This window comes from Cupriavidus sp. CuC1 (genome assembly GCF_044627735.1).
GTDB lineage: Bacteria > Pseudomonadota > Gammaproteobacteria > Burkholderiales > Burkholderiaceae > Cupriavidus > Cupriavidus ulmosensis.
Map to the genome: position 1 here is coordinate 1 of NZ_JBIUHC010000054.1, position 23,402 is coordinate 23,402.

At 65.7% G+C, this 23,402-nt stretch carries 18 protein-coding genes and 1 pseudogene; 18 read left to right on the forward strand and 1 reads right to left on the reverse strand.

Annotated features, from left to right (window positions below):
• The 14 genes and pseudogenes from ACGLHR_RS22625 to ACGLHR_RS22690 form a co-directional block, all read left to right on the forward strand.
• A pseudogene (locus ACGLHR_RS22625) lies at positions 1 to 199 on the forward strand (lytic transglycosylase); the annotation flags it as partial.
• Between the two features lie 186 nt (positions 200 to 385).
• Positions 386 to 2,329: a propionate--CoA ligase gene (locus ACGLHR_RS22630; protein ID WP_400096485.1), complete on the forward strand. Its 1,944-nt coding sequence runs from the start codon at positions 386 to 388 to the stop codon at positions 2,327 to 2,329.
• Between the two features lie 198 nt (positions 2,330 to 2,527).
• Entirely contained in the window at positions 2,528 to 4,918 is a 2,391-nt protein-coding gene (locus tag ACGLHR_RS22635; protein WP_400096458.1) for a bifunctional salicylyl-CoA 5-hydroxylase/oxidoreductase, read from the forward strand.
• 2 nt (positions 4,919 to 4,920) lie between these two features.
• On the forward strand, positions 4,921 to 5,721 hold the full coding sequence (locus tag ACGLHR_RS22640) for an SDR family NAD(P)-dependent oxidoreductase (RefSeq protein WP_400096459.1): 801 nt from the start codon (positions 4,921 to 4,923) through the stop codon (positions 5,719 to 5,721).
• Positions 5,722 to 5,773: 52 nt separating this feature from the next.
• The gene (locus ACGLHR_RS22645) at positions 5,774 to 6,625 is read left to right on the forward strand and encodes an enoyl-CoA hydratase family protein (RefSeq protein WP_400096460.1); all 852 of its coding nucleotides are present in this window, start codon (positions 5,774 to 5,776) and stop codon (positions 6,623 to 6,625) included.
• A gap of 33 nt (positions 6,626 to 6,658) precedes the next feature.
• Entirely contained in the window at positions 6,659 to 7,822 is a 1,164-nt protein-coding gene (locus tag ACGLHR_RS22650) for an acyl-CoA dehydrogenase family protein (RefSeq protein ID WP_400096461.1), read from the forward strand.
• 63 nt (positions 7,823 to 7,885) lie between these two features.
• On the forward strand, positions 7,886 to 9,559 hold the full coding sequence (locus ACGLHR_RS22655) for an AMP-binding protein (protein ID WP_400096462.1): 1,674 nt from the start codon (positions 7,886 to 7,888) through the stop codon (positions 9,557 to 9,559).
• Positions 9,556 to 10,014 carry an acyl-CoA thioesterase gene (locus ACGLHR_RS22660; protein WP_400096463.1) on the forward strand — a complete coding sequence of 153 codons (459 nt, stop codon included), beginning with the start codon at positions 9,556 to 9,558 and terminating at the stop codon, positions 10,012 to 10,014. Before ACGLHR_RS22655 ends, ACGLHR_RS22660 begins: the two co-directional genes overlap by 4 nt.
• Positions 10,015 to 10,071: 57 nt before the next feature.
• Positions 10,072 to 10,482, forward strand: coding sequence for a RidA family protein (locus ACGLHR_RS22665; protein ID WP_400096464.1), 411 nt, complete (start codon positions 10,072 to 10,074; stop codon positions 10,480 to 10,482).
• 356 nt (positions 10,483 to 10,838) lie between these two features.
• Entirely contained in the window at positions 10,839 to 11,975 is a 1,137-nt protein-coding gene (gene carA / locus ACGLHR_RS22670; protein WP_400096465.1) for a glutamine-hydrolyzing carbamoyl-phosphate synthase small subunit, read from the forward strand.
• A gap of 74 nt (positions 11,976 to 12,049) precedes the next feature.
• Entirely contained in the window at positions 12,050 to 12,727 is a 678-nt protein-coding gene (leuE, locus tag ACGLHR_RS22675) for a leucine efflux protein LeuE (RefSeq protein WP_400096466.1), read from the forward strand.
• A gap of 65 nt (positions 12,728 to 12,792) precedes the next feature.
• Complete coding sequence (carB, locus tag ACGLHR_RS22680; RefSeq protein ID WP_400096467.1) at positions 12,793 to 16,041, forward strand: carbamoyl-phosphate synthase large subunit; 3,249 nt, start codon at positions 12,793 to 12,795, stop codon at positions 16,039 to 16,041.
• A 221-nt stretch (positions 16,042 to 16,262) separates the two neighbouring features.
• The gene (gene greA, locus ACGLHR_RS22685; protein ID WP_267603700.1) at positions 16,263 to 16,739 is read left to right on the forward strand and encodes a transcription elongation factor GreA; all 477 of its coding nucleotides are present in this window, start codon (positions 16,263 to 16,265) and stop codon (positions 16,737 to 16,739) included.
• An 11-nt stretch (positions 16,740 to 16,750) separates the two neighbouring features.
• The gene (locus tag ACGLHR_RS22690; RefSeq protein WP_043419067.1) at positions 16,751 to 17,254 is read left to right on the forward strand and encodes a DUF4149 domain-containing protein; all 504 of its coding nucleotides are present in this window, start codon (positions 16,751 to 16,753) and stop codon (positions 17,252 to 17,254) included.
• A gap of 89 nt (positions 17,255 to 17,343) precedes the next feature.
• On the opposite strand, the gene ACGLHR_RS22695 is transcribed toward ACGLHR_RS22690, so the two are convergent.
• Positions 17,344 to 17,841 carry a YhbY family RNA-binding protein gene (locus ACGLHR_RS22695; protein ID WP_043347609.1) on the reverse strand — a complete coding sequence of 166 codons (498 nt, stop codon included), beginning with the start codon at positions 17,839 to 17,841 and terminating at the stop codon, positions 17,344 to 17,346.
• Positions 17,842 to 18,037: 196 nt separating this feature from the next.
• Between ACGLHR_RS22695 and ACGLHR_RS22700 the strand changes: the two genes are divergently transcribed.
• From ACGLHR_RS22700 to glmM, 4 genes are all read left to right on the forward strand, one after another.
• A complete protein-coding gene (locus tag ACGLHR_RS22700; protein WP_400096468.1) occupies positions 18,038 to 18,703 on the forward strand; it encodes an RlmE family RNA methyltransferase in 666 nt (221 codons plus the stop codon).
• A 104-nt stretch (positions 18,704 to 18,807) separates the two neighbouring features.
• The gene (ftsH, locus tag ACGLHR_RS22705; protein WP_267603696.1) at positions 18,808 to 20,691 is read left to right on the forward strand and encodes an ATP-dependent zinc metalloprotease FtsH; all 1,884 of its coding nucleotides are present in this window, start codon (positions 18,808 to 18,810) and stop codon (positions 20,689 to 20,691) included.
• Positions 20,692 to 20,957: 266 nt separating this feature from the next.
• Positions 20,958 to 21,755, forward strand: coding sequence for a dihydropteroate synthase (gene folP, locus ACGLHR_RS22710; protein WP_400096486.1), 798 nt, complete (start codon positions 20,958 to 20,960; stop codon positions 21,753 to 21,755).
• A gap of 88 nt (positions 21,756 to 21,843) precedes the next feature.
• On the forward strand, positions 21,844 to 23,190 hold the full coding sequence (glmM, locus tag ACGLHR_RS22715) for a phosphoglucosamine mutase (RefSeq protein ID WP_267603695.1): 1,347 nt from the start codon (positions 21,844 to 21,846) through the stop codon (positions 23,188 to 23,190).
• Positions 23,191 to 23,402 lie beyond the last annotated feature (212 nt).

Consider the following 23,402-nt stretch of genomic DNA (forward strand, 5'->3'; position numbering starts at 1 on the left):
GGCGGTGCGGGGGTCTGCCAAGGGCCGTGCCGCGCCACGCCAGCGCGTGGTGGTCGAGGTGGCGCCGCGCAAGGGCGCCGCGGTTGCGGCAAGGTCGTCGGCCAAGGCCGCGCCAACCGTTTCGGCAGCCAAGGCCAGCGCCAAGCCGGCTGGCAAATCGGCGGCGGGGCCGGCGAAGACCAAGGCGCACGCTCGCTGAAGCGGGGATGGGTTTGAGCCAGATCAAGGGCGTGCCAATGGCACGCCCTTTTGCTTGGTGCGGCGCATCGTGGGTAAGCCTTGCGTAAGGCGGCGTACCCAGACTTGCAGGAACCGGTCGCCGGCCTCGGCAAGCCCATGCGTGGGCTGCCATGCACCCGCAGTGGTGGCAAACTAGCGGCAATAAATCCCCAAAGCAACAAACCAACAACCCGCATCTAAGCGGAGGAGACAAGCCATGACGGCTACCCGTGCCCTGCACGCCCGCTCGTTGAGCGACCCTGAAGGCTTCTGGGCCGAACAGGCTTGCCGCATCGACTGGGAAACCCCGTTCGACACCGTGCTGGACGATAGCCGGCCGCCATTCACCCGGTGGTTCGTCGGCGGCCGCACCAACCTTTGCCACAACGCTGTCGATCGCCACCTGGCCGAGCGCGCGGACCAGGCCGCCCTGATCTACGTGTCGACCGAAACGGGCCAGCACCGCACCTACAGCTACGCCGAGCTGCACGACGAGGTCAACCGCATGGCCGCGATCCTGCAGCAGATGGACGTGGTCAAGGGCGACCGCGTGCTGATCTACATGCCGATGATTCCCGAGGCCGCGTTTGCCATGCTGGCCTGCGCGCGCATCGGCGCCATTCATTCCGTGGTGTTCGGCGGCTTTGCCTCGGTGAGCCTGGCCGCGCGCATCGACGATGCGCGGCCGCGCGTGATCGTCAGCGCGGATGCCGGCTCGCGCGCCGGCAAGGTGGTGCCCTACAAGCCGTTGCTGGACGAGGCGGTGAACCTGGCCGCGCACAAGCCGGAGCGCGTGTTGCTGGTGGATCGCCAGCTTTCCCCGATGACGTTCATGCCCGGCCGCGATGAAGACTATGGCGCCTGGCGCGAGCGCGTGGGCGCGGCGCGCGTGCCGTGCGTGTGGCTTGAATCGAGCGAGCCGTCCTATGTGCTCTACACGTCCGGTACCACGGGCAAGCCCAAGGGCGTGCAGCGCGATACCGGCGGCTACGCGGTCGCGCTGGCGGCCTCGATGGCCTACATCTTCTGCGGCAAGGCTGGCGACACCATGTTCTCCAGTTCCGATATCGGCTGGGTGGTCGGGCACAGCTATATCGTCTACGGGCCGCTGCTGGCGGGCATGTCTACGGTCATGTACGAGGGCACGCCGATCCGCCCGGACGGCGGCATCCTGTGGCAACTGGTCGAGCAGTACCGCGTCAACATCATGTTCAGCGCGCCCACCGCCATCCGCGTGCTGAAGAAGCAGGATCCCGCCTGGCTCACGCGCTACGACCTGTCCAGCCTGCGCCTGCTGTTCCTGGCCGGCGAGCCGCTCGACGAGCCCACGGCGAGCTGGATCCAGCAGGGCATCGGCAAGCCGGTGGTGGACAACTATTGGCAGACCGAGACGGGCTGGCCGATCATTGCCATCCAGCGCGGCATCGACCCGCTGCCGGCCAAGCTGGGCTCACCTGGCGTGCCGGTCTACGGCTACGACCTGAAGATCGTCGACGAGGCTACCGGCGCCGAATGCCCGCCGGGGCAGAAGGGCGTGGTCGCCATCGACGGGCCGCTGCCGCCGGGCTGCATGACCACGGTGTGGGGCGACGACGAACGCTTCGTCAAGACGTATTGGTCCAGCGTGCCGGGACGGCGCTGCTATTCCACGTTCGACTGGGGCGTGCAGGACGAGGATGGCTATATCTTTATCCTCGGCCGTACCGACGATGTGATCAATGTGGCGGGCCACCGCCTGGGCACGCGCGAGATCGAGGAGAGCATTTCATCGCACCCGGCGGTGGCCGAGGTAGCTGTGGTGGGCGTGCACGATGCGCTCAAGGGCCAGGTGGCAATGGCCTTTGTCATCGTGCGCGACGCGGCCCGTACCGCTACCCAGGCCGATCGGCTGGCGCTGGAGGGCGATGTGATGAAAACGGTGGACCAGCAACTGGGCGCGGTGGCGCGCCCGGCGCGCGTGTTCTTTGTCAATGTGCTGCCCAAGACGCGCTCCGGCAAGCTGCTGCGCCGCGCCATGCAGGCGGTGGCGGAAGGGCGCGACCCGGGCGATCTGACCACGATTGAGGATCCCACCGCACTCGCGCAACTGCAGGCGGCGATGCAAGGCTGAAGGCAGAGGCGCCCGCCCTCCGGCGGGCGCTGCACTGCGCAAAAGATTGTGCTTGCCAGGGGTGTGCATGCGGACTAATATTTTAAGCATCAAATATTTAAGCATGATCTAGATGCGCTCCCGCGCATCGCATGTGCCGCACGGCTCTCCTGGAACTCAGAATCCCAAGGGGCGGACCGGCACGCAGGAGACGAAAAAATGCGAGTGCTGTGTATTGGCGGCGGCCCCTCGGGCCTGTACTTCGGCTTGCTGATGAAGCTGCGGGACCCATCCAACGAGGTCTACGTGGTGGAACGCAACCGCCCCTATGACACCTTCGGCTGGGGCGTGGTGTTCTCCGACGCCACCATGGACAACCTCAGGCAGGCCGACCCGGTCAGCGCGGAGCAGATCAACGCGGCGTTCAACCACTGGGACGATATCGACATCCATATCGGCGGGCGCACCCTGCGCTCCGGCGGGCATGGCTTTATCGGCATCGGCCGCAAGCGCCTGCTCAATATCCTGCAGGCACGCTGCGAGGCACTCGGCGTGCACCTGGTGTTCGAGACCGACGTGACGGACGACCAGGCGCTGGCGCAGCAATACCGGGCCGACCTCGTGATCGCCTCCGATGGCATCAACAGCCGCGTGCGCGGGCGCTATGCCGAGACCTTCCAGCCCGATATCGATACCCGCCAGTGCCGCTTTGTCTGGCTCGGCACGCGCAAGCTGTTCGACGCCTTCACCTTTGCCTTTGAAAAAACCGAGCACGGCTGGTTCCAGGCCCATGCCTACCGCTTCGACGACAACACGTCGACGTTTATCGTCGAGGCGCCCGAAGATGTGTGGCGTGCCGCCGGCATCGAGCAGATGAGCCAGGAAGAGGGCGTGGCCTATTGCGAACGGCTGTTCGCACGCTACCTGGACGGCAACGCACTGATCAGCAACGCCACGCACCTGCGCGGTTCCGCCAACTGGATCCGCTTCCCCCGTGTGATCTGCGGCACCTGGGTGCGCTGGAATACGCTGGCCAATGGCCGCCGCGTGCCGGTGGTGCTGATGGGCGACGCCGCGCATACCGCGCATTTCTCCATCGGCTCCGGCACCAAGCTGGCGCTGGAAGACGCCATCGACCTGGCCAACAATATCCGCGATGCCGGCGCCGGCGGCGCCGATGTACTGCCGCAGGCGCTGGAGCGCTACCAGGCCACCCGCAGCGTCGAGGTACTCAAGATCCAGAATGCCGCGCGCAACTCCACCGAGTGGTTCGAGAATGTCGAGCGCTACGCCGGCATGGCCCCGGAGCAGTTCGCCTATTCGCTGCTGACGCGCTCGCAGCGCATCTCGCACGAGAACCTGCGCGTGCGGGATCCCGGCTACGTCGAGGGCTTCGAGCGCTGGCTGGCGGGGCAGGCGGCTGCCAACGTCGCCAATGTCACCAGCGCCGCGCAGGCGGCACAGGCCCGCGCAGTGCCGCCGATGTTCACGCCGTTCCGCGTGCGCAACGTCACCTTGAAGAACCGCGTGGTGGTGTCGCCGATGGCCATGTACTCCTGCGAGGACGGCGTGCCGGGCGACTTCCACCTGACGCACCTGGGCGCGCGTGCGCTCGGCGGCGCGGGCATGGTGGTGGCGGAGATGACCTGCACCTCGCCGGATGCGCGCATCACCCCGGGCTGCCCGGGTTTGTGGAACGACGCGCAGCGCGACGCCTGGCGCCGCATTGTCGACTTCGTGCACGCCAACAGCGACGCGCGCATCGCCATGCAGATCGGCCATGCCGGACGCAAGGGCTCGACCCAGCTTGGCTGGGAACAGATGGACTATCCGCTCGCCAGCGGCAACTGGCCGGTGATGTCGGCCTCGCCGTTGCCGTACATGCCGGGCGTGTCGCAAGTACCGCGCGAGATGAGCCGCGCCGACATGGATGCCGTGCGCGATGATTTCGTGGACAGCGCGCGGCGTGCTGCCGAAGCCGGGTTCGACTGGCTGGAACTGCACTGTGCCCATGGCTACCTGCTCTCCAGCTTTATCTCGCCGCTGACCAACCAGCGCACGGACGAATACGGCGGCTCGCTGGCGGCGCGGCTGCGCTACCCGCTCGAAGTCTTCGCTGCCGTGCGCGCCGTATGGCCGCAGGAGCGCCCGATGTCCGTGCGGATCTCGGCCCATGACTGGGTCGAAGGCGGCATCACGCCCGACGACGCGATCGAGATCGCGCGCGCCTTCAAGGCAGCCGGCGCCGACATGATCGACTGCTCCTCCGGGCAGGTGAGCCCGGACCAGGCGCCGGTCTATGGGCGCATGTACCAGACGCCGTTTGCCGACCGTATCCGCAACGAAGCCGGCATCGCCACGATTGCCGTCGGCGCGATCTTCGAGGCGGACCACGTCGACAGCATCATCGCCGCCGGCCGTGCGGACCTGTGCGCGATTGCGCGTCCGCACCTGGCGGATCCCGCCTGGACCATTCATGAGGCGGCGCGGCTGGGACATCGCGACCTGGCATGGCCCAAGCAATACCAGGCCGGCAAGCGTCAGCTCGAAACCAATCTGGAGCGAGCGGCACAACAAGCGCAGCAAGCCCGCCAGCCGGAGGATCACTGAGCATGAACGCGCATCTTTCCCTGCAAGGCCGGCACGCGCTGGTCACGGGCGGCGGGCGCGGCATCGGCGCTGCCATTGCGCGCCGCCTGCTCTCGCACGGCGCTAGCGTGACCTTGCTGGGCCGCGACGCGGCCACGCTGGCGGCCACCGCCGATACGCTGGCCGAGGCCGTGGTGTCGCCTGCCGTGTTGTGCACGGTGACGGCGGACATCTCCCAGGCTGACAGCGTGGCGGCGGCCTTTGCCGAAGCCGCCGGCCGCGCTGGGCCCATCGACCTGCTGATCAACAATGCCGGCCAGGCGCGCAGTGCGCCGTTCGGCAAGACCGATCTCGCGCTGTGGCAATCCATGCTCGCGGTCAACCTCACCGGCACCTTTGTCTGCACGCAGGCCGCGCTGCCGCACATGCTGGCCAATGGCTGGGGCCGCATCGTCAACGTGGCCAGCACGGCCGGGCTGGTTGGCTATGGTTATGTGAGCGCCTATTGCGCGGCCAAGCACGGCGTGATCGGTCTGACCCGCGCGCTGGCGCTGGAAACGGCGAGCAGCGGCGTCACCGTCAATGCGGTCTGCCCGGGCTATACGGAAACCGACATCGTGCGCGACGCCGTCGCCAATATCGTGCGCAAGACCGGCCGCACCGAGGCGCAGGCCCGGGCCGAGCTGGCCAAGGGCAATCCGCAGGGGCGGCTGGTGCAGCCCGACGAGGTGGCGGATGCGGTGGCGTGGCTGTGCCAGCCATCGGCCAGCGCCATCACGGGCCAGTCGATCGCCGTGGCCGGCGGCGAGGTCATGGCGGGTTGATCCCCGACGCATGCAAGTCAACCAGAATCAGAACGAACAAGCGAGAAACGAGATGAGCGAAATAGCACTGGACATGCGCCACCACAAGCGCAGCTTCGCCGGGTATCAGCCGCAGCACTTCCTGTGGTCGGTCTCGGCCGACGGCAAGGTCGGCACCGTGACGCTGAACCGCCCCGAGCGCAAGAACCCGCTCACGTTCGACTCCTACGCCGAGCTGCGCGACCTGTTCCGCGGCCTGTGCTACGCCACCGACATCAAGACGGTGGTCATCACCGGCGCCGGCGGCAACTTCTGCTCGGGCGGCGACGTGCACGAAATCATCGGGCCGCTCACGCGCATGACCATGCCCGAGCTGCTGGAGTTCACGCGCATGACCGGCGACCTGATCAAGGCCATGCGGGCCTGCCCGCAGCCAATCGTTAGCGCCGTCGACGGCATCTGCGCCGGTGCCGGCGCGATGATGGCGCTGGCCTCCGATATGCGCCTGGGCACGGCGCAGGCCAAGACGGCCTTCCTGTTCGTGCGGGTCGGCCTGGCCGGCGCCGACATGGGCGCTTGCTCGCTGCTGCCGCGCGTGATCGGGCAGGGCCGTGCGAGCGAACTGCTTTATACCGGCCGCGCGATGAATGCGGAGCAAGGGCTGCAGTGGGGCTTCTTCAACGCGCTGCATGCGCCCGACGTCGTGCTGGCCGAGGCGCAGGCGCTGGCGGCGCAAATCGCCGCTGGACCGACCTTCGCCCACGGCGTGACCAAGAAGCTGCTCCACCAGGAGTGGAATATGGGGCTGGACGAAGCCATCGAAGCCGAGGCCGAGGCGCAGGCCATCTGCATGCAGACCCGGGACTTCCGCCGCGCCTATGACGCGTTTGTGGCCAAGGCGCGCCCCGTGTTCGAAGGCGACTGAACGATCAGCTGATTAGCAGAGGAAACGCACGCCATGTCCGACAAAAGTTATCTCGCCCTGCCGTTCTTCGACGACGCGCACCGCGAACTGGAGCAACGGCTCGATGCGTGGGCCACGGCCTCGCTCAAGGTCGACCACAGCGATACCGATGCGGCTTGCCGTGCGCTGGTGCGCCAGCTCGGCGCGGCCGGCTGGCTGCGCTACTGCGTGCCAGCGGCCTACGGCGGCGCGCTCGATAAGCTCGACTCGCGCTCACTGTGCCTGCTGCGCGAGACGCTGGCCCGCCATGATGGCCTGGCCGACTTCGCCTTCGCTATGCAAGGGCTAGGCAGCGGCGCGATTACGCTGGCCGGCAGCGATGCCATGCGCGAACGCTACCTGCCGCGTGTGGCGCGTGGCGAAGCCATTGCCGCGTTCGCGTTGTCGGAGCCCGATGCGGGTTCCGATGTCGCCGCGTTGCAATGCCGCGCGGTGCAGGATGGCGACCACTACGTGCTGGACGGCGTCAAGACCTGGATCTCCAACGGCGGCATCGCCGACTTCTATTGCGTCTTTGCCCGCACCGGCGAAGCGCCGGGCGCGCGCGGCATCTCTGCGTTCGTCGTGGATGCGGACACGCCGGGCCTGACCATCGCCGAGCGGATCGACGTGATGGCACCGCACCCGCTGGCCACGCTGCGCTTCGAGAACTGCCGCGTGCCCAAAGCCGCAAGGCTGGGCGAGGCAGGGCAGGGCTTCAAGGTGGCCATGATGACGCTGGACATCTTCCGCGCCTCGGTGGCCGCCGCGTCGCTGGGCTTCGGCCGCGCCGCGCTCGACGAAGCGCTGGCGCGCGCCACCGCGCGGCCGATGTTCGGCGGCGTGCTGGCGGACCTGCAACTGACGCAGGCGGCCATCGGCGACATGGCCACCGCCATCGACTCGGCGGCGCTGCTGACCTACCGCGCCGCGTGGCTGCGCGACGTGGCCGGCGTGCGGACCACGCGTGAAGCGGCGATGGCCAAGATGGTCGCCACCGAGAACGCGCAGCAGGTGATCGACCGCGCCGTGCAGATGTTCGGCGGCCTTGGCGTCAAGGTCGGCACGCGCGTGGAAAGCCTGTATCGCGAGATCCGTTCGCTGCGGATCTACGAGGGCGCCACCGAAGTGCAGAAGCTGATCATCGCGCGCGAAACGCTGGCGCAGCATCGCGCCTGACGTGCCCGGCGCGAGCGGACAACCCCGACCAGTATCACCAGAATGAAGGAAGTGGAGACAACCATGGCGAGCACAGCCCACCTCGATACCTTTGCACTGGACCGCCTGCCGCCCCCGCAGCAGTGGCCGGCGTTCCTGTTCAACGCCGATACCCGGTACCCGGAGCGCATGAACTGCGCGCTGGAGCTGGTCGAGCGCCATGTGCGCGAGGGGCGCGGCGATCGCGTGGCCATCCGCCATGAGCAGGACGGCGCGCACCGCACCGTCAGCTATGCCGAACTGGCTGCGCTGTCCAACCGCATCGCTCATGTGCTGACCGGCGACATGAAGCTGGTCCCGGGCAATCGGGTGCTGCTGCGCGGCCCCAACAACCTGATGATGGGGGCGTGCTGGCTGGCGGTGGTCAAGGCTGGCCTGATCGCGGTGCCGACCATGCCACTGCTGCGCGCCAAGGAACTCAAGCAGGTGATCGACCGCGCGGCAGTCAGCGCCGCGCTGTGCGACGAACGCCTGCGCGAGGAACTGGAGGCCAACCTCGATCCAGGTGGCGAGCACCATTGCCCGAGCCTGACGCAGGCGCTGTACTTCAACGGCAGCGGCGCCGGCTCGGTGGAAGCTGCCATGGCGGGCAAGCCCGAGAGCTTCGAGGCCTGCGATACCGCGGCTGACGACATCTGCCTGATTGCCTTCACCAGCGGCACTACCGGACAGCCCAAGGGCACGGTGCATTTCCATCGCGACGTGATCGCCATGTGCGACCTGTTCCCGCGCCATGTGCTCAAGCCCGGCCCGGACGATATTTTCTGCGGCACGCCGCCGCTGGCCTTTACCTTCGGGCTTGGCGGCATCCTGTGCTTCCCGCTGCGCGTGGGGGCTTCCACCGTGCTGGCCGAGCGGCTGACTCCCGAAAGCCTGCTGGCGCTGATCCAGTCCTTTCGCGCCACCATCGTGTTCACCGCGCCGACCTTCTACCGGCAGATGGCCGCGCTGGCGCAGGGGTACGACATTTCCAGCCTGCTCAAGAGCGTATCGGCCGGCGAGGCGCTGCCCGACGCGACGCGCCAGAGCTGGAAGGCGGCCACCGGGATCGAGATGACCGACGGCATTGGCGGCACCGAGATGATGCACATCTTCATCTCCAGCGCGGGCGCCGAGGTGCGGCCCGGCGCCATCGGCAAGGTGGTGCCCGGCTATGTCGCGCAGATCGTGGACGAGCAGATGCAGCCGGTGCCGTACGGCACCGTCGGCAGGCTGGCGGTGCGCGGCCCCACCGGCTGCCGCTACCTGGACGACCCGCGCCAGGCCAGCTACGTGAAGGACGGCTGGAACCTGCCGGGCGACACGTTCAAGGCCGATGCCGATGGCTACTACTACTACCAGGCGCGTTCCGACGACATGATCGTCTCGGCCGGCTACAACATCGCCGGACCGGAAGTGGAGAGCGCACTGATGCGCCATGAGGCGGTCGCCGAGTGCGGCGTGGTTGCCATGCCCGACCCCGAGCGCGGCCAGATTGTTGCCGCCTACGTGGTGCTGCGTCCCGGCGTGGCGGCCAGCGACGAGACCTGCGCTGCGCTGCAGGCCTACGTCAAGGCCGAGATCGCGCCGTACAAGTATCCGCGCCGGGTGATCTTCGTCGACGCGCTGCCGCGCACCGAGACCGGCAAGCTGCAGCGTTTCCGCCTGCGGCAGATGGCGGAGCAGGGCGGGGCACCCGAGGGCGCGAGGCAGCCGTGAGCGAGGTCTTCAGCAACAGCGTGCGGGTGCGCTTCAAGGATTGCGATGCCGCCGGCATCGTATTCTTCCCGCGCTACTTCGAGATGCTCAACGACCTCGTCGAGGACTGGTTCCGCGAGGCGCTCGGCTGGTCCTTCGCCGAGATGCATGGCGCGGGGCAGGCCGGTGTGCCGACGGCTGAATTGTCCACCCGCTTTGTCGCGCCCAGCCGCCTGGGCGAATTGTTGATGCGCGAGTTGCGTGTGACGCAATTGGGGCGCAGCAGCTTCGCCTTGCTGGTGCGCTTCGTCGGGCCAGCCGGGGACCTGCGCGTGGAGATCGCGCAGCGGCTGGTATGCGTGGATACCGCGCAGATGATGCCGAGCGCGCTGCCGCAGGCAGTGCGCTCGGCCATGGAGCGGTTCCTGGCGCCCGATGCCCCGATGCCCTCACCGATGCGCCCGTCCGGGGCTTAGGGCGAAGTCGACCAGACAGAAAACAAGATCCCAATCACTTCTTACGGAAAACCGACCATGAAGATTCTCCAGCCACCAGACTGGGCCGCGCCGCGCGGCTACTCTAACGGCACCATGACCGAGATGCAGGTGGGCAGCCGCCTGCTCTTCGTCGGCGGCCAGATCGGCTGGAACGGCCAGTGCGAGTTCGAGACCGATGACTTTGCCGAGCAGGTCGGCCAGGCGCTGCGCAATATCGTGGCGGTGCTGGCCGAGGGCGGCGCGCGTCCGGATCACATCGTGCGCATGACCTGGTATGTGAAGGACAAGGTGGAGTATGTGGCGGCCTACCGCGCCATTGGCGAGCACTACCGCGCCACCATCGGGCGTCATTTTCCGGCCATGACGGCGGTGGAAGTGGCCGATCTGGTGGAGGCGCGCGCCAAGGTGGAGATCGAGGTGACGGCGGTCGTGCCGGCTGCCGAATGACGCCATCCGCCTGGCATGCCTGCGGGCTGCCAGGCGCATCGGGGAGGGTCGAGGCGTCCGCAAGTCCTTGATAACTTGAGAAAATGAGTGGCGCGGGGTATAATCCAAAAGTTTCGCTTTCAGAACCCCTCACCCTAGCGCCTACCGAATTCCACCTTCCGCCGCCCCCATTTCGCCCTGGCTCCGCCGCATTGTTTTGTGTGGCGTATCGAGCACCGAGCGAACGGCCCCGGCGACAAGCATCGCGTCCAGTCGACGAAATCGACAATCCACGCGCTGCCGGTCGCCCCGCCGCAGAACGGGGCAAGAGGCGTTGAGCAGGTCGGTCACGGGGTGAATCCAGCAGGAGCCTACCCGTGTTACCGTCTTTTCCGTCCGCCATTCTCGCGCTTGCAGACGGCACGGTCTTTCGTGGCTATTCCATTGGCGCTTCCGGCCATACCATCGGCGAAGTGGTGTTCAACACTGCTCTGACCGGTTACCAGGAAATCCTCACCGACCCCAGCTATTCCCGGCAGATCGTCACCTTGACGTATCCGCATATCGGTAATGTCGGGGTCAATACAGAGGATGTCGAAGCCACGAAAGTCCATGCCGCCGGCCTGATCATCAAGGATCTGCCGCTCCTGGCCTCCAATTTCCGCAAGGAACATTCCCTCGGCCACTACCTGAAGCAGGAAAAGGTGGTGGCGATCGCCGGCATCGATACCCGCAAGCTGACCCGTATCCTGCGCGAGAAGGGTGCGCAGAACGGCTGCATCCTGGCTGGCGAGGACAATGTGCAGAAGGCCATCGACCTGGCGCGCTCCTTCCCCGGCCTGGCCGGCATGGACCTGGCCAAGGTGGTGTCGGTCAAGGAACCGTACGCGTGGAACCAGACCGAATGGGCGCTGGGCAGCGGCTACGGCAAGCTGGAGTCGCCGCGTTTCCACGTGGTGGCCTTTGACTACGGCGTCAAGTTCAACATCCTGCGCATGCTGGCTGAACGTGGCTGCAAGGTGACGGTGCTGCCGGCGCAAGCCAGCGCTGCCGACGCGCTCGCGCTCAACCCGGACGGCATCTTCCTGTCGAACGGCCCCGGCGACCCCGAGCCTTGCGATTACGCGATCCGCGCCACCCGCGAGTTCATCGAGCGTGGCATCCCCACCTTCGGCATTTGCCTGGGTCACCAGATCATGGCGCTGGCAGTTGGCGCCAAGACGCTGAAGATGAAGTTCGGCCACCATGGCGCGAACCATCCGGTGAAGGACCTCGACGACGGCCGCGTGGTGATCACTTCGCAGAACCACGGTTTCGCGGTGGACGCCGATACCCTGCCTGCCAACGTGCGCACCACCCACGTGTCGCTGTTCGACGGCTCGCTGCAGGGTTTCGCGCTGACCGACAAGCCCGCCTTCTGCTTCCAGGGCCACCCGGAAGCCTCGCCGGGCCCGAACGACGTGGCTTACCTGTTCGACCGCTTCACCAAGATGATGGCGGACGCACGCCAGTAATCGCAGCGAAGCCAAGACGAGAAGTGACGTAGACAAGCAAACCAAGCAGATAAAGCAGACCGCAGGACGACCCGATGAACGCCTTCATGCATGCCGCGCTGGGCATTACCGATTTCTGGACCTTTGTGCTCGGCACGATTTTCATCGTGCTGCTGCCGGGGCCGAACTCGATGTATGTGCTATCGGTGGCCGCGCAGCGCGGCGTGCGCGAGGGCTACAAGGGGGCCTGCGGGGTGTTCCTGGGGGACGCCATCCTGATGGTGCTGTCGGCGGCGGGGGTGGCCTCGCTGCTCAAGGCCAGCCCGGCCTTGTTCTACGTGGTGAAGTACATCGGTGCCGCTTATCTGGGCTGGATCGGTTTCCAGATGCTGCGCGGTGCCGTGCGCGCCTGGACGAGCCGGGGCAGCGATGGCGGGGCGGCGCAGGCGCAGGCGCCCGTGGACCGCGACGTCAGCCCATTCCGTAAGGCGCTGGTGGTGAGCCTGCTCAACCCCAAGGCCATCCTGTTCTTCATCTCCTTCTTCATCCAGTTCGTCGATCCGCAGTTCGGCTATCCGGCGCTGTCGTTTGTCGCGCTGGGGCTGGTGTGCCAGTTGTGCAGTTTCGCCTACCTGACCGCGATCATCTTCGTGGGCGCCAGGCTGGCCGAAGCGTTTCGCCGCCGACGACGCCTGTCGGCGGGCATGGCGAGCGGGGTAGGCGCCATGTTCATCGGCTTCGGCGCCAAGCTGGCGACGGCCACTCTGAACTGAATCGAATCCTGATATCCGGTGCGGCCCGCGCGATCGTGCGGGCCGGCCAATAATGAGAGCGTGCAATGCCAAAGCGCACAGACATAAAGAGCATCCTGATCATCGGCGCCGGCCCCATCATCATCGGGCAGGCGTGCGAGTTCGACTATTCCGGCGCCCAGGCCTGCAAGGCGCTGCGCGAGGAAGGTTTCAAGGTCGTGCTGGTGAATTCCAACCCGGCCACGATCATGACCGATCCCAACACGGCCGATGTGACCTACATCGAGCCGATTACCTGGGAAGTGGTCGAGCGCATCATTGAAAAAGAGCGTCCCGACGCCATCCTGCCGACCATGGGCGGCCAGACCGCGCTGAACTGCGCGCTGGACCTGCATCGCCATGGCGTGCTGGCAAAGTACAACGTCGAGCTGATTGGCGCGTCGCCGGAAGCCATCGACAAGGCCGAGGATCGCCAGAAGTTCAAGGAAGCGATGACCAAGATCGGCCTGGGCTCGGCCAAGTCCGGCATCGCCCACTCGATGGAAGAAGCGCTGGCCGTGCAGACGCAGATCGCCAAGGAAACGGCGACCGGCGGCTACCCGATCGTGATCCGCCCGTCCTTCACGCTGGGCGGCTCCGGCGGCGGCATTGCCTACAACCGCGAAGAATTCGAGGAAATCTGCAAGCGCGGCCTGGATCTCTCGCCGACCCGCGAGCTGCTGATCGAAGAATCGCTGCTGGGCTGGAAAGAGTATGAGATGGAAGTGGTCCGCGACAAGAAGGACAACTGCATCATCATCTGCTCGATCGAGAACCTGGACCCGATGGGCATCCACACCGGTGACTCCATCACGGTGGCGCCCGCCCAGACCCTGACCGACAAGGAATACCAGATCCTGCGTAACGCCTCGCTGGCGGTGCTGCGCGAGATCGGCGTCGATACCGGCGGCTCCAACGTGCAGTTCTCGATCAACCCGGCCGACGGCCGCATGATCGTGATCGAGATGAACCCGCGCGTGTCGCGTTCGTCGGCGCTGGCCTCCAAGGCCACTGGCTTCCCGATCGCCAAGGTCGCCGCCAAGCTGGCGGTGGGCTACACGCTGGATGAGCTGAAGAACGAGATTACCGGCGGTGCGACCCCGGCCTCGTTCGAGCCGTCGATCGACTACGTGGTCACCAAGGTGCCGCGTTTCGCCTTCGAGAAATTCCCCCAGGCCGACAGCCACCTGACCACCCAGATGAAGTCCGTGGGTGAAGTGATGGCCATGGGCCGCACCTTCCAGGAATCGTTCCAGAAGGCCCTGCGCGGCCTGGAAGTCGGCGTGGACGGCCTGGACGACAAGTCCACCGACCGCGACGAGATCGTCGAGGAAATCGGTGAAGCCGGCCCGGACCGCATCTGGTACGTGGGCGACGCCTTCCGTATCGGCATGTCGCTGGAAGAAGTGCACGCCGAGACCGCGATCGACCCGTGGTTCCTGGCCCAGATCGAAGACATCGTCAAGACCGAGACCCTGGTCAAGGCACGCAAGCTGGACAGCCTGTCGGCCGCCGAGCTGCGCCACCTGAAGCAAAAGGGCTTCTCGGATCGCCGCCTGGCCAAGCTGATGGGCGCCGAGCCCGCAGCCGTGCGCGCCGCTCGCCATGCCGCCGGCGTGCGCCCGGTGTACAAGCGCGTGGACACCTGCGCTGCCGAGTTCGCCACCAACACCGCCTACATGTACGGCACGTATGAAGCCGAACATGGCGAGTGCGAAGCCGACCCCACCACCAATCGCAAGATCATGGTGCTGGGCGGCGGCCCGAACCGGATCGGCCAGGGCATCGAGTTCGACTACTGCTGCGTGCATGCCGCGCTGGCGCTGCGCGAAGACGGGTACGAGACCATCATGGTCAACTGCAACCCGGAAACCGTGTCGACCGACTACGACACCTCGGACCGTCTCTACTTCGAGCCGCTGACGCTGGAAGACGTGCTGGAAATCGTCGACAAAGAGAAGCCCGTCGGCGTGATCGTGCAGTACGGCGGCCAGACCCCGCTGAAGCTGGCGCTGGACCTGGAAGCCAACGGCGTGCCCATCATCGGCACCAGCCCGGACATGATCGATGCCGCGGAAGACCGCGAGCGTTTCCAGAAGCTGCTGCATGAGCTGGGCCTGCGCCAGCCGCCCAACCGCACCGCGCGTGCCGAGGACGAAGCACTGCGCCTGGCCACCGAGATCGGTTACCCGCTGGTGGTGCGCCCGTCGTACGTGCTGGGTGGCCGCGCGATGGAAATCGTGCATGAGCCGCGCGACCTCGAGCGCTATATGCGCGAGGCCGTCAAGGTCTCGCACGATTCCCCGGTGCTGCTGGATCGCTTCCTGAACGACGCCATCGAGTGCGACGTCGACGCCCTGTGCGACGGCCAGCGCGTGTTTATCGGCGGCGTGATGGAGCACATCGAGCAAGCCGGCGTGCACTCGGGCGACTCCGCCTGCTCGCTGCCGCCGTACTCGCTGGCGCAAGCCACCGTGGACGAGCTCAAGCGCCAGACCGCCGCCATGGCTCGCGCCCTGAACGTGATCGGCCTGATGAACGTGCAGTTCGCCATCCAGCAAGTGAATGGCGAAGATGTCGTCTACGTGCTGGAAGTGAACCCGCGCGCTTCGCGTACCGTGCCGTACGTGTCCAAGGCCACCGGCCTGTCGCTGGCCAAGATCGCCGCGCGTTGCATGGCGGGCCAGACGCTCGACTCGCAAGGCGTGTTCGATGAAGTGGTGCCCCCGTACTTCAGCGTCAAGGAAGCGGTGTTCCCCTTCAACAAGTTCCCCGGCGTCGACCCGGTGCTCGGACCTGAGATGCGCTCCACCGGCGAGGTGATGGGCGTGGGCAAGACCTTCGGCGAAGCGCTCTTCAAGAGCCAGCTGGCCGCGGGCTCGCGCCTGCCGGAGAAGGGCACCGTGCTGCTGACCGTCAAGGACAGCGACAAGCCGCACGCGGTTGGCGTGGCGCGCATGCTTCACGACATGGGCTACCCGATTGTCGCCACCCGCGGCACCGCCTCGGCCATCGAAGCCGCCGGCATCCCGGTGCGCGTGGTCAACAAGGTGAAGGACGGCCGCCCGCATATCGTCGACATGATCAAGAACGGCGAGCTGGCGCTGGTGTTCACCACCGTGGACGAAACCCGCACCGCCATCGCCGATTCGCGCTCGATCCGGATCTCGGCCCTGGCCAACCGGGTGCCGTACTACACCACCATCGCCGGCGCGCGCGCCGCGGTGGAAGGCCTCAAGCACATGCAGAGCCTGGAGGTCTACGACCTGCAGAGCCTGCACGCCTCGCTGGGCTGAAGGTCGCCCTGGGCCCCAGGGCCGTCCGCAGTTGCTGCGGGCGGCCGTCTTGGCCTAAACTAACAGCATTTCGTCGACCCAGTGGCCGGGCAAGCGTGCGGCCATGTGATCGATCCAACCTGACAACCTGAAAGGCCGCGGTTGAGCGGAAGTGCCCCGGGCAGCGATGCCGGTGCATGGTTCCAGCTCCGCTGCGGCTCATTTTTTTGCAGAACGAAGACATGAGCACGATTCCGATTACCAGGCGCGGCGCAGAGCTGCTCAAAGAGGAACTGCAGCGCCTGAAGGCCGTCGAACGTCCCGCGGTGATCAACGCCATTTCCGAAGCACGTGCGCAAGGCGACCTCTCCGAGAACGCCGAGTACGACGCCGCCAAGGAAAAGCAGGCCTTTATCGAAGGCCGGATCATCGAAGTGGAGTCCAAGCTGTCGGCGGCGCAGGTCATCGACCCGACCCAGCTCGATACCGACGGCCGCATCGTGTTTGGCGCCACCGTCGACCTTGAAGACCTGGAATCGGGCAAGCCCGTGAGCTACCAGATCGTCGGCGACGACGAGGCCGACCTGGACAGCGGCAAGATTTCCGTCAGCTCGCCGATCGCGCGTGCGCTGATCGGCAAGTTCGAGGGCGATGTGGCGATCGTGCTGGCCCCTGGCGGCGAGCGCGAGTACGAAGTCATCACGGTTCGCTACGTCTAAAACGAGGCTGCGTGTTCTCCTCCTCTTATTCGAGCCTGCCGCCGCTGCCGCATCGGATCTTCCTCCTGCTGACCGTGGTCTGGGCCGGCAGCCTGTGGACAGTGGGCTACATGGTGGCCCCGACGCTGTTTTCCGTGCTGCCCAGCCGCGAGACGGCAGGCTTGATCGCCGGGCAGCTGTTCCGGACCGAGGCGATCCTTGGCGTGGTGGTCGGCGTGCTGCAGCTTGCGCTGTGCAACCTGATGATCCGCCGGGGCGCGGGGCGCTATCGCGGCCTGCGCTGGCTCGTGCTGGGCATGCTGCTGTGCGTGCTGGCTGGGTACTTCGGCATCCAGCCCTTCATGGAAAACCTGAAGGAGAAGGCGACGGCGCTTGGCGTGGGCGTGTCCGAATCGCCCTATAAGGGGCAGTTCGGCATGCTGCATGGGGTGTCCAGCGTGTTCTACCTGGTGCACAGCCTGCTGGCGCTGGTCACGGTGTGGCGCGCAGCGGCGCCGCGCTCGGCTGGCGAGTAAGGCTGGCGAGTAGGCTGAAGGGACGGGCCAGGGCGGCCGTCCGTTGCGATACCAGCGGCCCCGACGGGCGCGCTGGCATGGCTTCGACATTAGTCGAGCGCTTTCTTCTTCTGGCTGGTCGGGCGGACGCGCGCGCGCTTGACGTTGCCGCCAGCGGTGACGCGTTCATTGCCCAGTACCGTCACTTGCGAGCGCTTGGGGCGGCGATTGGGCGCGGCGCTCGGCTTCTTGACGGTCACGGTGCGCGGCGCGGCGCCGCCGCGCGGGGCCAGGCGGCCCAGTTCCTGCGGACGGTTTTCCTTCAGGACGGCCGGGCCGGGACGCCATACCACCAGTAGCTTGCCGATATGCTGGATCGGAGCGGCATCCAGATCTTCGCAAATGGTTTCGTACATGGCGATGCGGCTTTCGCGGTCGTCGCCGAAGACGCGGATCTTGATCAGGTCATGCGACGCCAGGCTACGGTCGATTTCAGCCAGGACGGGGCGCGTCAGGCCCTCGCCACCGATCATCACGACCGGATTGAGGCCGTGGGCACGGGAGCGGAGTTCTGATCGCTGGGCGGGAATAAGTTGAAGAGCAGGCATAAGTAAAGCGCAGGCGAGGGCGCAAATGGGCGCGCAAGTGGTGCGCAAACCAAGGCACCGAAGTGCCGAAAAAGCGAATCGGCGCGTATTATCCGTCAAACTGGCGCGGTCAGGCCTGCAAAAACAGCAAAACGAGTGAAAAACGCACGGACGGCCGCGGGCCGGCGGCGTTTTTCTCCATACAGATGTCTCCGGAATGGCCAAGAACAAATTCAATCAGGCGTGGTTGCACGACCATATCAACGATCCCTACGTCAAAATGGCGCAGCGCGAGGGCTACCGCGCCCGCGCAGCGTATAAGCTGAAGGAGATCGACGAGCAGGACAAGCTGATCCGCCCCGGCCAGGTCATTGTCGACCTTGGCGCGGCCCCAGGCAGCTGGAGCCAGTACGCCCGCAACAAGCTGGCGGCTTCCCCGCGCGCCAAGGACGGCGGCATCGACGGCGCGGTGATTGCCATCGACCTGCTGCCGATGGAGGCCGTCGCCGACGTCACATTTATCCAGGGTGACTTCCGCGAGGAGGATGTATTCCGCCAGTTGGAGAAAATCGTGCTGCAAGCGTCCGGCGGCGCAAAGATCGATCTTGTTTTGTCGGACATGGCCCCCAACTTGTCCGGTGTAGCCTTTGCCGATGCGGCCCGTATCGATTACTTATGTGACCTGGCGCTGGAATTTGCCCAGGCGCATCTGAAGCCGGAGGGCTCATTGCTGGTAAAGTGTTTCCATGGCAGTGGTTACAGCCAGATCGTGGAGAAGTTCAAACGCCAGTTCAAGGTAGTCGCCAAACGCAAGCCCAAGGCGTCACGCGACAAGTCTTCCGAGACCTTCATTCTTGGGCGTTTCCTCAAGTCGGCGGGGTGAAGCGGTGCCTATCGCTTCGATGAATTTGCTTTTTACCCCGACGCCGGGCACTGCATTACAATGCAGCTATCCCGTTGGCAAGGCGTTCGTAAAGGAGTTTGGCCTTGAATAACAACCTGTTTCAAAAGGCGGCAATCTGGCTCGTGATCGCGCTGGTGTTGTTTACCGTCTTCAAGCAGTTCGACAAGCCCCGCGCGCAGGAAGGCGTCACCTATTCGCAGTTCATGGATGATGCCAAGGCCGGCAAGGTGGGCCGGGTTGACGTGCAAGGCCGCAATCTGGTGGTGACGCCCAAGGAAGGGCAGAAGTACACCATCATCTCGCCGGGCGACATCTGGATGGTTGGCGACCTGATGAAGTTCGGCGTCCAGGTTACCGGCAAGGCAGACGACGAGCCCAACATGCTGGTGCAGGCCCTGTATTACCTCGGGCCCACCCTGCTGATCATCGTGTTCTGGTTCTACATGATGCGGCAGATGCAGGGCGGCGGGAAAGGCGGTGCCTTCTCCTTCGGCAAGTCGCGCGCGCGCCTGATCGATGAAAACCAGAACGCGGTCACTTTCCAGGACGTCGCCGGTTGCGATGAATCCAAGGAAGAAGTGATCGAACTGGTGGACTTCCTCAAGGATCCGCAGAAATTCCAGAAGCTGGGCGGCCGTATCCCGCGCGGCGTGCTGCTGGTCGGCCCTCCGGGTACCGGCAAGACGCTGCTGGCACGCGCCATCGCCGGCGAAGCCAAGGTGCCGTTCTTCAGCATTTCCGGCTCGGACTTCGTTGAAATGTTCGTCGGCGTGGGCGCGGCCCGTGTTCGCGACATGTTCGAGAATGCCAAGAAGCAGGCACCCTGCATCGTCTTCATCGACGAAATCGATGCGGTCGGCCGTCACCGCGGCGCCGGCATGGGCGGCGGCAACGACGAGCGCGAGCAGACCCTGAACCAGATGCTGGTCGAGATGGACGGCTTCGAGGCCAACTCGGGCGTGATCGTGATCGCTGCCACCAACCGTTCGGACGTACTGGACAAGGCGCTGCTGCGCCCGGGCCGTTTCGACCGCCAGGTGTATGTCGGCCTGCCCGATATCCGCGGCCGCGAGCAGATCCTCAAGGTCCATATGCGCAAGGTGCCGATCGGCAACGACGTCGACGCCTCGGTGATCGCACGCGGTACCCCGGGCTTCTCCGGCGCCGACCTGGCCAACCTGGTCAACGAAGCCGCATTGTTTGCCGCCCGCCGCAGCAAGCGCGTGGTCGACATGCAGGACTTCGAGGACGCCAAGGACAAGATCTACATGGGCCCGGAACGCAAGTCCACGGTCATGCGCGAGGAAGAACGCCGTGCAACCGCGTACCATGAGTCCGGCCATGCGGTGGTGGCCAAGCTGCTGCCCAAGGCGGATCCGGTGCACAAGGTCACCATCATGCCGCGTGGCTGGGCACTGGGCGTGACCTGGCAGCTGCCGGAGCACGACAAGTACTCGAAGTACAAGGACAACATGCTCGACGAGATCGCCATCCTGTTTGGCGGCCGCGCGGCGGAAGAGGTCTTCCTCAACGCCATGAGCACCGGTGCTTCCAATGACTTCGAGCGCGCCACCAAGACGGCTCGCGACATGGTTACCCGTTTCGGCATGAGCGACACGCTGGGCACCATGGTGTACGTGGATACCGAGCAGGATGGCATGTTCGGCAAGATGTCGTCCAAGACGGTGTCGGAAGCCACCCAGGTCAAGGTCGACGCGGAAATCCGCCGCATCGTCGACGAGCAATATGGCCTGGCCAAGCGCCTGCTCGAAGAAAATCGCGACAAGGTCGAAGCCATGACCGCGGCCCTCATGGAATGGGAAACCATCGATGCGGACCAGGTCAACGACATCATGGCGGGCAAGCCGCCGCGGCCGCCGCGTGGCGCGTCCAGCCAGAACGGTGGTGGCAACACCCCGTCGGGTGGCTCGCCGGTGGCCCCGACCAACGCTCCGGCCACGGCCTGAGCGGATGGCCGGCACGATAGCGTCGTCGGCGCTCCGGTAACCCGGATACGGTAGACGTGCTTGTCGTGGTTGCAGCGGTCGTTCACCAAGCCTGAAGCCGGCGCCTTGTGCGCCGGCTTTTTCTTTGCCGGCGCGCATTTCGCGCAGCCTCTTTTTGATTCCTCGTTTTCGTCTTTTGGTCTTTTCGTATCTTGTCGTCGATCTCAACTGATTCGAGTTTCCAGTGCGGCCGCTACCGCTTCGCGCGCGACCGCCGTCCGCTGGTGATGGGCATCCTGAACGTCACCCCCGATTCATTTTCCGATGGCGGCCAGCACGCTGGGCGCGATGCCGCCTTGCGCCATGCCGAGCGCATGATTGCCGAAGGCGTGGACATCATCGATATCGGCGGCGAGTCGAGCCGGCCGGGTTCGGCGGCATTGCCGCTGGACGAGGAACTGGCGCGCGTGCTGCCGATGGTCGAGGCGCTACGCGATTGCGGCCGGCCGTTGTCCATCGATACCTACAAGCCGGAAGTCATGCGCGCGGCGCTGGCTGCCGGAGCGGACCTGATCAATGACATCTGGGGCTTTCGCATGCCCGGCGCCATCGAGGCGGTGAGCGAGGCGCAGGCGGGGCAGGCCGGACTGTGCGTGATGCATATGCAGCGCGATCCGCAGACCATGCAGGAGCAGCCCCAGTATGAGGATGTGGTGCGCGAGGTGGCTGGCTTCCTGCGCGAGCGGGTGGACGCGCTGCGCGCCGCCGGCGTGAGCGACAGCCGCATCACCCTCGATCCGGGCTTTGGCTTTGGCAAGACGCCGGATCATAATCTGCACTTGCTGGGCCAGCTGCCGCGACTGGCGGTGGATGGCCTGCCCTTGCTGGTGGGCTTGTCGCGCAAGTCGACGCTCGGCGCCATCCTGGGCGGCCGGCCGCCGCAGCAGCGGGTCGCCGCCAGCCTGGCAGCGGCGGTTTGCGCCGCGGAGCGGGGCGCGTACATCGTGCGTGTGCATGATGTGGAACAAACTGTGGATGCGCTCAAGACCTGGTGGGCCATCCGTCATGAAACAATTGCCGGTTAACATTTGTTTTGATTGCTGGCATCCAGCATTGCGCGCTTAGCCTTTAGCATTCGGCATCCGCAACACCGAACAACGGGAGAATGATCATATGACACGCAAGTATTTCGGCACGGATGGGATTCGCGGCAGGGTTGGCGAGGCGCCGATCACGCCCGACTTCGTGATGCGCCTGGGCTACGCGGCGGGCATGGTGCTCGCCCATGGGGCGAAGCAGCAGGACCAGGCACGTCCGACCGTGCTGATCGGCAAGGACACGCGCATTTCCGGCTATATGCTGGAGGCCGCGCTGGAGGCCGGCTTTACCTCGGCAGGCGTCAACGTGCTGCTGACCGGGCCGCTGCCGACGCCGGGCGTGGCCTACCTCACGCGCGCGCTGCGCTTGTCGGCAGGCGTGGTGATCTCCGCCAGCCACAACCCGTACTACGACAACGGCATCAAGTTTTTCTCCGCCGATGGCGACAAGTTGCCCGACGCCGTGGAAATGGCGATCGAAGAAGCGCTGGAAGAGCCGATGGTCTGCGTGCGCTCGGACGATCTCGGCCGCGCGCGCCGCATCGAGGATGCCGCTGGCCGCTACATCGAATTCTGCAAGAGCACGTTCCCCTACGAGCAGGACCTGCATAAGCTCAAGCTGGTGGTGGACTGCGCGCACGGCGCCGCGTACCACATCGCGCCGCACGTCTTCCATGAGCTCGGTGCCGATGTGATCTCGATCGGCAACCAGCCGGACGGTCGCAACATCAATGCCGGCTACGGCGCGACGGCCCCGGAAAAACTGATCGAAGCGGTCAAGGCCAATGGCGCCGATCTTGGCCTGGCCTTCGACGGCGACGCGGACCGCCTGCAGGTGGTGGACCGCGACGGACGCCTGTTCAACGGCGATGAGCTGCTGTACCTGATCGTCCAGGACCGCCTGCAGGCGGGCCAGGCCGTGGAAGGCGCGGTGGGCACGCTGATGACCAATATGGCGGTAGAGCTCGCGCTCAAGCGCCAGGGCGTGGAGTTCGTACGCGCCAAGGTGGGCGACCGCTATGTGCTGGAAGAGCTGAACAAGCGCAAGTGGACGCTGGGCGGCGAGGGCTCGGGCCATCTGCTCTGCCTGGATCGCCACACCACCGGCGACGGCATCGTCTCCGCGTTGCAGGTGCTGGCCGCACTGCGCCGTAGCGGCAAGAGCTTGTCGCAACTGCTGGAAGGCGTTTCGCTGTTCCCGCAGACGCTGATCAACGTGCGCGTGGAGAAGGGCTTCGACTGGCAGTCGCATGCGGGCCTGAGCGCGGCGCGCGCCGTGATCGAACCGCAGCTCGAGGGCCGGGGCCGGGTATTGATCCGCGCCTCGGGAACCGAGCCGGTGGTGCGCGTGATGGTCGAAGCCGAGAAGGTCGAGACCGCGGAGCAGGCAGCGCAGACCCTGGCGGACGCCTTGCGGGCCTGAACACCGGGTCATCGCCGCTAGCTGTTGCCAGAACGCCGGGTTTTCGCCCGGCGTTATTTTTTGTTGAAAAGCAATTAACCGCGACCTTTTTTTGGCTTGCGAGGAGCCATATGCGGGTCGGGAAGGGCATTGGCGATGTGATTCAGGAGGCAGCATCCGCAGACTTAGAAGAAGATCTCGTGATGTCATGGAATTGTCATAGTCGGAGCATA

Bases quoted from the DNA above. Each gene is read 5' to 3' on its own strand.
- ACGLHR_RS22635 (WP_400096458.1), top strand. From the start codon at position 2,528: ATGCGAGTGCTGTGTATTGGCGGCGGCCCCTCGGGCCTGTACTTCGGC.
- ACGLHR_RS22640 (WP_400096459.1), top strand. From the start codon at position 4,921: ATGAACGCGCATCTTTCCCTGCAAGGCCGGCACGCGCTGGTCACGGGC.
- ACGLHR_RS22645 (WP_400096460.1), top strand. From the start codon at position 5,774: ATGAGCGAAATAGCACTGGACATGCGCCACCACAAGCGCAGCTTCGCC.
- ACGLHR_RS22650 (WP_400096461.1), top strand. From the start codon at position 6,659: ATGTCCGACAAAAGTTATCTCGCCCTGCCGTTCTTCGACGACGCGCAC.
- ACGLHR_RS22655 (WP_400096462.1), top strand. From the start codon at position 7,886: ATGGCGAGCACAGCCCACCTCGATACCTTTGCACTGGACCGCCTGCCG.
- ACGLHR_RS22665 (WP_400096464.1), top strand. From the start codon at position 10,072: ATGAAGATTCTCCAGCCACCAGACTGGGCCGCGCCGCGCGGCTACTCT.
- leuE (WP_400096466.1), top strand. From the start codon at position 12,050: ATGAACGCCTTCATGCATGCCGCGCTGGGCATTACCGATTTCTGGACC.
- carB (WP_400096467.1), top strand. From the start codon at position 12,793: ATGCCAAAGCGCACAGACATAAAGAGCATCCTGATCATCGGCGCCGGC.
- greA (WP_267603700.1), top strand. From the start codon at position 16,263: ATGAGCACGATTCCGATTACCAGGCGCGGCGCAGAGCTGCTCAAAGAG.
- ACGLHR_RS22695 (WP_043347609.1), bottom strand. From the start codon at position 17,841: ATGCCTGCTCTTCAACTTATTCCCGCCCAGCGATCAGAACTCCGCTCC.
- ACGLHR_RS22700 (WP_400096468.1), top strand. From the start codon at position 18,038: ATGGCCAAGAACAAATTCAATCAGGCGTGGTTGCACGACCATATCAAC.
- folP (WP_400096486.1), top strand. From the start codon at position 20,958: ATGGGCATCCTGAACGTCACCCCCGATTCATTTTCCGATGGCGGCCAG.
- glmM (WP_267603695.1), top strand. From the start codon at position 21,844: ATGACACGCAAGTATTTCGGCACGGATGGGATTCGCGGCAGGGTTGGC.